The following is a 12,390-nucleotide window of genomic DNA, read 5'->3' on the forward strand; positions in this document are numbered from 1 at the left end:
ACCCGCTGTTCACCGCGCTCACCGGGATCGGCCTGGCCGTCGCCCTGACCACCGGGGGGCGCGGGGGGGGCCCGCGGGCCGCCGCCCCCCGGTGGGCCCCCGGCCCCCCCGGGGCCCGGGGCCGCCGGCGCGCGGCGAGGGGAGCCCACCATGCGCGCTGACCTCGCCGGGCGTCCGCCAGGGGCCGCCCGGAGCCTCGCCGCCCGGCCCGGGCGGGCTTCGCTAGGCCTCGCCGTGCGCCAGCTTGATCAGGCGGTCGAGCACCTTGCCGCCGCTCGCCCGAAGGCCGTCGTGCTCCCACTCGTTGGTGATCCAGGTCCGCAGACCGCGCACCGCGCGGGCGGTCGCCAGCGAGTCGGCGGTGTCCACGTACATGTCGTCGTGGTAGACCGCCGCCACGACGGGGACGGTGTTGGCGGCCAGCCGCGCCGGGTCGTACAGGTCGGGCCAGTCGGTGCGGGCGGCCAGCAGGTCCGCGGCCTCCTTCAGCGGGCGCAGCGCCGGGTCGGTGTCGAACATCCAGGGGTAGATCATCTCCCCGGTGAACAGCACCGGTGCGCCGGAGTCCAGCGAGGCCCGGGCGTCGAACTGCGGGAACTCCTTGCGGACCCGCTCGGCCGACCAGGCGGTGCCGCCCTGGTCCACCGAGCGCTGGCCGTAGATCGACTCGTGCAGCACGGCGTACAGCGGTCCCTCCGCGAAGGAGAGCTTGGCCTGGGCACCGGCCAGGAAGGTGTCGGACAGCTCGGGGCCGGCCGCGCCGTCCACCCAGGCCTCCTCCAGCAGGTAGTGCAGGGTGCCGGAGCCGCTGCCGCCGCCGAGCATCAGACCGAGGGCCTGGAACGCCTCGACGGTGAGCAGTCCGCCGTCGGGCAGCGTCGCGGGGGCGGCGGCGAGGTGCGCGGCGATCCGCCGTACCGCCTCGACGTCCTGCGGGAACCTGGCGTAGTGGTCCTCGTTCTTGTGGACCACCCGCGGGTAGGCGGCGCGGTAGACGTCGTCCGCCGAACTGCCGAGGCCGGACAGGCCGCCGGTGATGAAGGCCTCGGCCAGGCCCTCGGGGGCGAAGGAGAGGTAGGTGAGGGTGCAGAAGCCGCCGAAGCTCTGGCCGAGCACGCTCCAGCGCCGGTCTGCGCCGAGCAGCTGGTGGCGGATCAGTTCGGCGTCCCGCACGATCGAGTCCGCGCGGAAGTGCGCCAGGTAGTCCGCCTGCTCCTGGGCGCCGCCGCGCCGGGCGAGGGTCTGCCGGGTCGCGGGCGTGGAGCGACCGGTGCCGCGCTGGTCGAGCAGGAGCACCCGGTAGTCGTCGAGGGCGCGTTCCAGCCAGGCGTCGCGGCCGAGCGGGCGGGCGGCCTTGCCGCCGGGGCCGCCCTGGAGGAAGACCAGCCAGGGCAGGTCGGCCTGCTCGCGGCCGGTGGCCACCACCTCGCGGGCGTACACCTCGATCTGCTCGCCCTGCGGGTCGGCGTGGTCGAGGGGGGCCTGGAAGATGTGGTCGGTCGTAACAATCCCGGGCAGCCGGCTGACGGTGGACATGCAACTCCTCGGTCTCTGCTGGTCGCAGCGGTCAGGTCGCGGCTCACGGGGTCACCGGGTGCGGGCGCCGCGACCCCCGCACCGTATCCTGACCGCGGTCGGGCACCGGTTCGACGGCCACCGCCCACTCGGCCAGGCATACGATGCCGGGCCGGGGCGGGTTGCACGGCAGGCCGCGGGCCGGGACGCAGCCGCCGCCACCCGGCGGCGAGACCGCGCCGCCCTGGTGGCAGCCCAGTGACGGCCCGACCGTGACGGCTCGACGGCTGCGGCACGACCGCCCGGCGGGCCGGGCTCGACGGGCCGCACCCGTCGCCGGGCGTGACCTGGAGGCGGTGCGCGGCGTTCACCCCGGGGGGCCGGCGACCGGCCGACGCTCGTCGGGCGGCAGGTTCCGGGCGGACCGCCCGCCGAGCGGGGTGGCCACGGCGCCGGGGCACCGGAGCGTGCGGGGCCCGCTCGGGTCACCTGGCCCGGCCGTTGCTGCGGCCCACGGGCCGGGCGCCACCGGCAGGCCGGGCCACCGGACCTGACGACGCGCCGGGCGCCGCGTCGGGCCCGACGCGAAGGCGCGGCGCGCCGGTACCGGCCTGGTACCGCGCACCGCATGGCACGGCCCGGCACCGGGTACGGCCAGACACGGCACACCCGCCGACGGGGTACCCCGCCGGCCCGGCACCATCAGCACGCGATCGAGCGTGCTCGCGGCCCACCGGCCTGACCAGGCCACCGGACCGCCGAGGGGAGGAGAGTCCGGTGACCGCCATGAGGCCACCACAGGCCATGCCGGCCGAGAGCGTGGTCGGCGCGCCGAGACCGGTCGGCCGCCCCGACCAGGTCCAGACGGCCGGACCGGCGGGGGCGTCCGTCGGCCCGAGTCGGCTCGCGGCCCCGCCAAGGCCGCAGCCTCCCGCCGTCCACCACGCGGTGCTCTGCGTCAACGCCCCCGCGATGGCCGCCTCCGGACCGGACGGTCAGCTGCGCGGCCACGGCCTGCACGGCTTCTACCGCAACGGCGTCCGGGTGCTCGCCCGGATGGAGCTGCGCCTGGGCGGCATGGAGCCGCTGCCGCTCCAGGGCGCCCTGACCAGCACCGCGCAGGCCCGCTTCCTCGGCGCCGTCCGGCTCCCCGGCGACCTCGACCCGGACCCGGCGCTCACCGTCGAGCGGCTGCGCCACGCGGACGGAGTGGAGACCGTCATCGTGCGCAACACCGGCGGCCGGCCCGCCCGGCTGCCGATGGAGATCGCCCTCGGCACCGACCTCGGCCCGGTCGCCGAGATCGCCGCCGGGCACCGCCCGGCCGACCTGCCGGGCCAGGTGCAGTCCGCCGGGCTGCGCTGGGCCGGCCCGGCGCACAGCGCGGTGGTCAGCGCCAAGCCCTCCCCGCACGCGGTGCTGGCCGGGGCCGGGGTGCTCCGGTGGGACTTGGAGGTGCAACCCGGCGCCCGCTGGTCGGTCGAGCTGCGCGCCGAACTGGAGAGCACCGCCCCCGGCCCGCGGCCGCCCGGCGGGCGGGGCACGGGCGTGCCGCTGCCCTGGGCCGAACCGGAGGTCCGCAGCGACGACGCCCGGGCCACCCTGCTGGTCACCCGCTCCCTGGACGCCCTCGGCGGGCTGCTGTTCGCCGACCCGGACCGCCCGACCGACCTCTACCCGGCCTCCGGAGCGCCCTGGCGCTTCGGCCTCGCCCCGGCCGACGCGCTCTGGGCCGCCCGGCTCACCCTGCCGCTCGGCACCCGGCTCGCCGCCGGCACCCTCCGGGCGCTGGCCCGCCGTCAGCAGCCCGCCGCCGCCCCGGGCCGCACCGAAGGCCTGCTGCCCGGCGCCCTCCGGCACGGCGGCCCCGAGCTGCCGCCCACCTGCACTGCCACCGAGGCCACCCTGCTGTTCGTCACCGTGCTGGCCGAGGCCTGGCGCTGGGGCCTGCCCCGCGCGGAGACCGCCGACCTGCTCCCGGCCGCCGAGCGGGCCCTGGCCGCCCTTCGCGAGGGCCTGGTCGACGGCTTCGTCACCGACCTCAGCCGTCCGGTGGAGGACCGCACCGCTCACCCGGTGGCCGCCCGGGCCGAGGTCCAGGCGCAGGCCCACCGCGCCGCCCTGCACGGCGCCGAACTGCTGGAGGCCTTCGGCCGCCCCGGCGCCGAGGAGTGGCGCGGCTGGGCCGCCGAACTGCGCGGGCGCTTTCGCGAGCGGTTCTGGATCGACGACCTCTCCGGTGGCCGCCCCGCCGCCGCGCTGGCGCCGGGCGGCCAGCCACTGCCGGCCGTCGCCTCCTGCCTGGTGCACCTGCTGGACACCGGGCTCGCCGCCGACGGCGGCCGGCACGAGAGCCTGCTGGACCGGGAACAGACCCGGCTGCTGGCCCAGCGCCTGGCCGCGCCGGAGCTGGACAGCGGCTGGGGCCTGCGCACGCTCAGCGCCAAGTCCCCCCGCTTCAACCCGCTGGGCCACCGCGGCGGCGCGGTGCGGGTCCACGAGACCGCGCTGGCGATCGCCGGGCTGGCCGAAGCCGGCCACGAGAACGAGGCAGGCGCCCTGCTGGAGGGCCTGCTCGCCGCGGCCGCCCACTACGAGGGGCGGCTGCCCGAGATGTACGCGGGGGAGCAGCGCATCCCCGGCTGCCCGCCGGTGCCGCACCCGGCCGCCTGCCGCCCGGCGGCGGTCTCGGCGGCCGGCGCCGCGCACGCGGTGTTCGCGCTCGCGGGGGTCCGCCCCGACGTGCCGGGCGGCCGGGTGCTGGTCCGCCCGGCCAGCACCGCTCCGCTCGGCGAGCTGGAGCTGACCGGCCTGCGGGTCGCCGGCGAGCCCTTCTCGGTCCGGGTGAGCCGGATCGGCGTGGCGATGGTCGAGGAGGCCTCTGCGGAGCTGCAACTGGTCGCCCGCTGACACCCCTGCCCGGGCCCGCCCGGCTCCGGCGACACCTCAGGCGGGCCGGGCGCGGTCCGTGTACGGGCCTGTGCTTATCGTCAGAGAGACGACTATGATCGTCGCCATGTCGCGCTACGATCCGTCGGCCTTCCCCCCGTTCGCTGTCACGGTTGACCTGGTGGTGCTGACGGTGCGCGACCACGCGCTCTGCGCCCTGCTGGTCAGACGCGGCGAGCCGCCGTTCCAGGGGTACTGGGCACTGCCCGGCGGCTTCGTCCGCCCGGACGAGGGCCTGGCCGAGGCCGCCTCCCGGGAGCTGGCGGAGGAGACCGGCCTGCGCGCGCACTCAGCCCCCGGCCACGAGGTGGTCGGCCCCGGCGCGGCCGGTGCCCACCTGGAGCAGCTCGCCACCTACGGCCACCCGCAGCGCGATCCCCGGATGCGGGTGGTCAGCGTCGCCTACCTGGTCCTCGCCCCCGACCTGCCGACCCCCCGGGCCGGCGGCGACGCCAGCAGCGCCCGCTGGGCCCCGGTCGGCGAACTGCTCGGCCAGAGCCCGGTCGACGGAATCCCGCTCGCCTTCGATCACGGGCTGATCCTCGCCGACGGCGTGGAACGCGCCCGCTCCAAGATCGAGTACTCCTCCCTCGCCACCGCCTTCTGCCCCACCGAGTTCACCGTCGGCGAGTTGCGCCGGGTCTACGAGGCGGTCTGGGGCGTGGTCCTGGACCCGCGGAACTTCCACCGCAAGGTCACCGGCACCCCCGGCTTCCTGCTGCCCTCCGGCGGCACGACGACCCGTCAGGGGGGCCGTCCTGCCCAGCTGTTCACCGCGGGCGGCGCGACCGTCCTCAACCCGCCCATGCTGCGCCCGGAGTCCTGACCCGGCCCCGGCCCGCCGCCCCCGGCCCGCCGCCGACTCCCCCTGGCCCGGGAATCGCAGGATCGGATTGTCCCCTGATCGGGTGAGGTGGGTGGCCGACGGGCCCGCGCCGCTCCCGTAATGCCCGGAATCTCCGCCACCGGCCCCTAATGTGCTGGCGCGGGGCCGTGCCGGCACGCGCCAACACACCAGGGGGCGCCCCGCGTCGGGCAGGTCGGCCGAGGGCATGGGAGCAGGCAGCGATGATCCAGATCACCGGACTGACCAAGGTCTACCGCAAGGGCGCGCCGCCCGCGGTGCTCGATCTGACCTTCGACGCCCGGCCCGGCATGGTGACCGTGCTGCTCGGCGCCGAGGGCGCGGGCAAGTCCACCGCGCTGCGGCTGATGCTCGAACTCGAACGCGGCCAGGGCGTCACGCTCTTCGACGGCCGCACCTACCGCCGGCTGCGCCGCCCCGAGCGGGAGGTCGGCGTGCTGCTGCCCGGCCCCGGGCCGGGCGCGGCCGCCGTGGCGGGCCACCCGGGCCGCAAGGCGCACGGCCACCTGCGGATGCTGGCCGCGGCGGTCGGCGCCCCCGCACGGCGGGCCGACGAACTGCTGGAGCAGACCCGGCTGGCCGCCGTCGCGGGGCAGCGGCTGCGCAGCTTCTCGCCCGGCATGCACCGCCGGCTGGCCCTGGCCGCGGCCTTGCTCGGCGACCCCGGCGCGCTGCTGCTGGACGCGCCGACCGAGGGCCTGTCCCCGCGCAACGTCGAGTGGTTCCACTCCTTCCTGCGCTCGTTCGGCGTCGCCGGCGGGACGGTCCTGGTGACCACCCGCACCCCGCAGGAGGCCGCGCAGCTCGCCGACCGGGTCATCACGCTGGACCGCGGTCGGCTGGTGGCAGACCAGCCGGTGGCGGAGTTCCGCCGGACCAGGCTCAGCCCCGAAGTGGCCGTCCGCGGGCCGCAGATGGCGCGGCTGGCCGACCTGCTGGTCAGTCAGGGCGCCGAGGTGCGGCGGGACGGCGGCGCGGGCCTCGCGGTGGCGGGCATCGACCGTACCGAAATCGGTGAACTCGCCTATCGCCACGGCATCCTGCTGCACGAGCTGGCCGACCGGGTGGTCGAGCAGCCGGCGCCCCGGGCCGCCCTGCCGGTCGCGTCGGGCCGCTCCGGCCACCTCCGTGTCCAGTCCGGCCCCACCGCCGCCGAGCCGGGCCCCGAGCCCGGACCCGAGCCCGCTCAGGAACCGGCCTCCGACGCCCCGGCCGTCACCGTCCCGCGCCACCGGGGCGCCCGTCGCCTGGAGGCCCGGCCGGCGGCCGCCCACCACCGGGACGAGGCGGCGCTGCCCACCCGCGCCCTGCCGGCCGCTTCGGACGCCGCCGCCCTGTCCGCGACCGCCCTCTCCGCCCTCGGTACCACCCCCCACCAGGCCGAGCCCGCCGAGCCCACTCCGACCGTCGCCGTGGAGCGGCTGTTCCGTGGCGGCCCCGGCGCCCTGGCCAGATCCGCGTCGGCCCTCGCCCCGACCCCCGTCCCCGCCCCCGCTGCCTGCGCCGGGGAGCCCGGGCCCGGCCCGGCCAGGGGCCGCCGCGAGAGCGCCGCCGACCTGCTGACCGACGACACCGTCCGGCTCGGCCGCCCGGCCCAGGCCCAGGCCCAGGCCGCGCCCCCGGTCCCCGGCGGTCCCGTCAGCCCCGCCACCCCCGACGACCACCGGAGCGAGTGAACCGTGCGTGTCCTGGCCTACGAGCTGCGCCGCCTGCGCGGCCTGCGTTCCACCTGGCTGTTGCTCGCCGCCGTGCTGCTGTGCGACGCCGTCACGGCCGCCGTCCTGGCGAGCCAGGCCCCGGCCGGCCCGCTGGCCGCCCCGGCCGGGGTGCGGCTGCTGACCGCCGCCGTGCCGCTGATCCCGCTGCCGTTCGCCGCGTTCGGGGCCGGCGTGCTGGGCGCGCTCTCGTACGGGCACGAGGTGCGACACCCGGGGCTGCCGGCCTCCCGGGTGTCGTACCCGCGGCGGGTGCGGCTGCTGCTGGCCAAGCTGTTGGTGGTCGGTCCCGTCGCGGGGCTGTTGGCGCTGGCGACCCTGCTGCTCGACGCCGTGGCGGTGCAGCTGGCGCTGCCGGGCGGGGTGACGGTGGCCGCCTGGGCGGAGCCCTCGGCCTTGTCGGACCAGGTGTCGCAGGCGCTGGCCGCCACCGGGCTGTCCGGCCTGGCCGACCTGCCGGGCCTGGCCGACCTGCCGGGCGTGTTCGCCCCGGTGGGGCTGGCGGCCGGCCACGGGGTGCCGGCGGCTCTGCTGGCCTTCGTCCTGCTGACCGTCGTGGCGGGCTGGACCGGGGTGCTGACGGCGTCGCTGACCCGCAGCGCCTCGGTCGGGGTGCTGCTGTTGTGCGCGCTGCCGCCGCTGCTGGAGTCCGGTGTGGCGCTGCTGCTGCGGGAGACCGGCAGGCCGTGGCCGACCCGTGCGGCCGAACTGCTGCCGTTCCAGTCCGGCGTCGAATGGGCCTACGGCTGGGTTTACCGCGGGGGGCACGAGGCGGCGGCCGGGAGTGCGGCGCTGACGGATCCGGCCCTGCTCGTGGCGGTGGCGGCGCCCGCGGCCGTCCTGCTGCTCGCGGCGCTCCTGGTGCAGGTCCGGCGGCGCGCGCTCTGACGCCGGGCGTCGAGGGGGTGGTCGCGCCGAAGAATCAAGATCGACCAGCAGTGACCGTAATGCGCGGTTCTTCCTGATAAGAAGTCAATTATCCAGTCGCGGTCGATCACCCTTTCGTGTGCTTTTCACGAGAATTCTCAAGCTGCGCCTGCCGATCGCCGACAAAGGAGCTGTGAGTACCCTTGCGCACCCCACCATGACCCCCGCCCGTTCCGCCGACGGACCCATCCACGGCCCCGGCGATCTGGACCGCTTCTCGTACGCCGACCGGCCGACTCCGCCGGCGCCCCGCTGGGAGGGCGCCGAGTCCGATCTCGCCCGGGTCGGCCGCAAGACCACCAGCAGCCGCGGTCGCGGTCTGCACGGCCAACTGGTCCAGCAGCTCGGCCAGATGATCGTCTCCGGCGACCTCGGTGCCGACCGTCCGCTCGTGCCCGAGGAGATCGGCCAGCGGTTCGAGGTGTCCCGCACAGTCGTCCGCGAGTCGCTGCGCGTCCTGGAGGCCAAGGGCCTGGTCAGTGCCCGGCCGAACGTCGGCACCCGGGTCCGCCCGGTCGCCGACTGGAACCTGCTGGACCCGGACATCATCGAGTGGCGCGCCTTCGGCCCGCAGCGGGACGAGCAGCGCCGGGAGCTGTTCGAGCTCCGCTGGGCGATCGAGCCGCTGGCCGCCCGGCTCGCCGCCGGCCACGGCCGGGAGGACGTCCAGCAGCGGCTGGTCGAGCTGGTCGAGATCATGGGCCACGCCGCCGCCCAGGCCGACCTCTCCACCTACGCCCGGGCCGACGCCGAGCTGCACGGCCTGATCCTCCAGATGGCCGGCAACCGGATGCTGGAGCACCTGTCCGGGATCGTCGCCGGCGCGCTGCAGGTGTCGGGCGGCCCGGCCATCTCCTGCGAGCGCGCCTCCGAGTCCTCGGTCAGCCTGCACGCCCGGCTGGTGGACGCGCTGGGCACCGGCGACGGCACCGCGGGGGAGGCCGCGATGCGGGCGCTGCTCACCGTCCACCCCGAGATCGAGCCGTCCGTCCCCGCCCCTCGGGAGCACTGAGCGGGCTGTTCCGGTGAGCGGGCGCCCCGTCCGTCCTCCGTTCCTCCAGGGCCCTCCGGCCGCACCCGCGCGGCGCAGCCGGAGGGCTTCTGCACGCCGGCGGTCCGACCCGGACGCGTGATGCCCCGTCCATGACAACAGGTTTCGGCGCGGGTGAGCGATGATGGATTCCGGCCCCGTGGCCGCGGGTGCCGAGTGGTGTGACCCGCGACACGAAGGCCATGCGTAACACTTGACGAGTAGCAGCGATGTCTCCTGAGCGGGGGCAGCTCCGGAATACTTCAACATGTCACAATGCTGTGTTGGTCCGCGGCGCTGCTGCCGTCCTGCAAACCCAGTCCTCAAGCCCGAGTCGGTCGGAATCGACACCGCGCGTCCGACGCGCGATTTCCTTCCCCGCCCGCTCGGGCGGCCGGTACGGGTTCGAGTCCACTCATCGTCCGAGAGGTTGTTCGTGTCGGCCAGCACATCCCGTTCACTTCCCCCCGAGATCGCCGAGTCCGCAGCTCTGCTGGCGCTCATCGAGCGGGGCAAGGCCCAGGGGCAGATCGCCGGTGACGACGTGCGCCAGGCGTTCGAGGCGGACCAGATCCCGGTCACCAAGTGGAAGAACGTCATGCGCAGCCTCAACCAGGTGCTGATTGAGGAGGGGGTGGATCTCATGGTCAGCGCGGCCGAACCGGCCGGCGCCAAGCGCAAGAGCGTTGCTGCCAAGAGCCCCACCAAGCGCACCGCCACCAAGGCTGTCACCACCCGGAGCCCGTCCGCCTCCACGGCCCCGACCAAGCCGCCCGTACGGATCGCGCCCGGTGCGCCCGTCGCGGCCCCGGCCGTGGCGGCCGCCACGGCGTCCGCCCCCACGGTGTCCGCCGGGATCACCTCGGAGACGACCGGTGTCGCCTCCGAGCTGAAGACGGTCGCGGCGAAGAAGGCGGCCCCGGCCAAGAAGGCCGCCGCCAAGAAGGCCGCCGCGCCGGCCAAGAAGACCGCCGCCAAGAAGACCGCCGCCAAGGCGGGCAAGGGCGACGAGGAGCTCGGTGGCGAGGAGGAGCTGCTCGAGGACGTCGCGCTGCCCGGCGACAAGGCCGGCGAGGAGGCGGAGCCCGAGGAGGAGTCGCAGGGCTTCGTGCTCTCCGACGACGACGAGGACGACGCGCCGGCCCAGCAGGTCGCCGTCGCCGGTGCCACCGCCGACCCGGTCAAGGACTACCTGAAGCAGATCGGCAAGGTCCCGCTGCTCAACGCCGAGCAGGAGGTCGAGCTCGCCAAGCGCATCGAGGCCGGCCTGTTCGCCGAGGACAAGCTCTCGGCCGCCGACAAGCTCGCCCCCAAGCTCAAGCGCGAGCTGGAGATCATCGCCGAGGACGGCCGCCGCGCCAAGAACCACCTGCTGGAGGCTAACCTCCGCCTGGTGGTCTCGCTGGCCAAGCGCTACACCGGCCGCGGCATGCTCTTCCTGGACCTGATCCAGGAGGGCAACCTCGGTCTGATCCGTGCGGTCGAGAAGTTCGACTACACCAAGGGCTACAAGTTCTCCACTTACGCCACCTGGTGGATCCGCCAGGCGATCACCCGCGCCATGGCCGACCAGGCCCGCACCATCCGCATCCCGGTGCACATGGTCGAGGTCATCAACAAGCTGGCCCGCGTCCAGCGCCAGATGCTCCAGGACCTGGGCCGCGAGCCCACCCCGGAGGAGCTGGCCAAGGAACTCGACATGACCCCCGAGAAGGTCATCGAGGTCCAGAAGTACGGCCGTGAGCCGATCTCGCTGCACACCCCGCTCGGCGAGGACGGCGACAGCGAGTTCGGTGACCTGATCGAGGACTCCGAGGCGGTCGTCCCGGCCGACGCGGTCTCCTTCACCCTGCTCCAGGAGCAGCTGCACTCGGTGCTGGACACCCTCTCCGAGCGCGAGGCCGGCGTGGTCTCGATGCGCTTCGGCCTGACGGACGGTCAGCCGAAGACGCTCGACGAGATCGGCAAGGTGTACGGGGTCACCCGTGAGCGCATCCGCCAGATCGAGTCGAAGACCATGTCGAAGCTGCGCCACCCGTCGCGTTCCCAGGTGCTGCGCGACTACCTGGACTGATCCGGCCGGTACGGTCGCAAGCGTGTGACGAAGGCCCGGAGCCCCACGGCTCCGGGCCTTCGCCGCTGTCCGGGCCCGGGCGGGTCAGCGTCCGGGTGGCCGTTGTCCCTCGTCCGGGTGGCGGTGTGGCGGGAAGCGGTCGCACCGCGTAGTCGATCACCTACGCTGTGGCGGTTGCCTGCTGCCGAGCCGACTGGAGTCACGGTGCTGCCCAACCCGGACCGCGCTGCCCTGCCGACCCCCGCCCCGCCCCCGGCGAGCCCGGCGGCCGCCCGTGCGGGCCGCCGCCGACGGGCCGCCGTGCTGGCGCTGCTGGCCGCCGTGCCCGTCCCGCTGGTCGCGCTCGGTGCGGCCGGTCCGGCCGGGGCGCAGCGCCGGGTGGTCGGCGGCACCGCCGAGACCACCGCCGACCACCCGTGGGTGGTGGCGCTGTCCAGCCGCCAGCAGTTCGGCAGCGGCCGCTCCGGCCAGTTCTGCGGGGGAGCGCTGGTCACACCGACCAAGGTGGTGACGGCCGCGCACTGCTTCTACGACGAGTCCCGGGGCGCCAAGGTGGACCGGCCGGGGCTCAAGGCCGTCATCGGCCGGGACGACATGCGCAGCTCGGCCGGCCGCGAGGTGCCCGTGCGGTCGGTCTGGATCCACCCCGACTACTCCTTCACCGCGAACCTGAACGACGTCGCCGTGCTCACCCTCGCCGACCCCCAGGACTCCCGGCCGGTGATCGACCTGGTCGGCCAGGGCGAGACCGAGCCGTACGCGGCCGGGACCGCCGCGCGGGTCTTCGGCTGGGGCGACACCACCGGGCACGGCGACTACTCGCCCACGCTGCGCGGGGTGGAGGTGCCGATCATCGCGGACCAGACCTGTGCGCAGGCCTACCCGGGCGGGCAGGACGGCAAGTTCGACGCCCGGGGCATGGTGTGCGCGGGCGAGGAGAAGGGCGGCAAGGACGCCTGCCAGGGCGACAGCGGCGGCCCGCTGGTCGTCGGCGGCCGACTGGTCGGCCTGGTCTCCTGGGGGACGGGTTGCGCCGAGGCGGCCCACCCGGGCGTCTACACCAGGGTGGCGTCCGTCGCGGACGCGGTGCGCTCGGTGCTGTGAGGGCCGCCCGGACCGTTGCCGGTGGCCAACTGGTCACGTTCTGAAGCCACATCGCTGCGGAGCGTGCGGCTCTCCGGGAACAGCAGAGCCGGGGGGGGGAACGCCCGGGGGGTGTTTGGCCCGCCCCACCCCGGGGGGGGGGGGTGGGGCGCGGCCACACAACCACACGCGCACGAGGGGGGGGGGGGGTGTGGTTCGGGGGTGTATTTGG

At 75.7% G+C, this 12,390-nt stretch carries 8 protein-coding genes; 7 read left to right on the top strand and 1 reads right to left on the bottom strand.

The window, feature by feature from the left end; all coding sequences use genetic code 11:
- Positions 1-222: 222 nt before the first annotated feature.
- A complete protein-coding gene (locus ACFV6I_RS18445; protein ID WP_380426351.1) occupies positions 223-1,536 on the bottom strand; it encodes an alpha/beta fold hydrolase in 1,314 nt (437 codons plus the stop codon).
- A gap of 765 nt (positions 1,537-2,301) precedes the next feature.
- On the opposite strand from ACFV6I_RS18445, the gene ACFV6I_RS18450 reads away from it, so the two are divergent.
- The 7 genes from ACFV6I_RS18450 to ACFV6I_RS18480 all read left to right on the top strand — a co-directional run bounded on the left by ACFV6I_RS18450 (position 2,302) and on the right by ACFV6I_RS18480 (position 12,179).
- Positions 2,302-4,425, top strand: a complete 2,124-nt coding sequence (locus ACFV6I_RS18450; RefSeq protein WP_380426367.1) for a glycogen debranching N-terminal domain-containing protein — start codon at positions 2,302-2,304, stop codon at positions 4,423-4,425.
- Between the two features lie 106 nt (positions 4,426-4,531).
- Complete coding sequence (locus ACFV6I_RS18455; RefSeq protein ID WP_380426353.1) at positions 4,532-5,290, top strand: NUDIX domain-containing protein; 759 nt, start codon at positions 4,532-4,534, stop codon at positions 5,288-5,290.
- A gap of 242 nt (positions 5,291-5,532) precedes the next feature.
- Positions 5,533-7,005, top strand: coding sequence for an ATP-binding cassette domain-containing protein (locus ACFV6I_RS18460; protein WP_380426355.1), 1,473 nt, complete (start codon positions 5,533-5,535; stop codon positions 7,003-7,005).
- A gap of 3 nt (positions 7,006-7,008) precedes the next feature.
- Positions 7,009-7,932, top strand: a complete 924-nt coding sequence (locus ACFV6I_RS18465) for a hypothetical protein (protein WP_380426357.1) — start codon at positions 7,009-7,011, stop codon at positions 7,930-7,932.
- A 118-nt stretch (positions 7,933-8,050) separates the two neighbouring features.
- Entirely contained in the window at positions 8,051-8,983 is a 933-nt protein-coding gene (locus ACFV6I_RS18470) for a FadR/GntR family transcriptional regulator (protein WP_063349357.1), read from the top strand.
- Positions 8,984-9,437: 454 nt separating this feature from the next.
- Complete coding sequence (locus ACFV6I_RS18475; protein ID WP_063349358.1) at positions 9,438-11,075, top strand: RNA polymerase sigma factor; 1,638 nt, start codon at positions 9,438-9,440, stop codon at positions 11,073-11,075.
- Positions 11,076-11,375: 300 nt separating this feature from the next.
- Positions 11,376-12,179: a S1 family peptidase gene (locus ACFV6I_RS18480; RefSeq protein ID WP_380426368.1), complete on the top strand. Its 804-nt coding sequence runs from the start codon at positions 11,376-11,378 to the stop codon at positions 12,177-12,179.
- The last annotated feature ends 211 nt before the right edge of the window (positions 12,180-12,390 follow it).

The sequence above is a fragment of the Kitasatospora sp. NPDC059803 genome, assembly GCF_042732255.1.
Taxonomy (GTDB): domain Bacteria; phylum Actinomycetota; class Actinomycetes; order Streptomycetales; family Streptomycetaceae; genus Kitasatospora.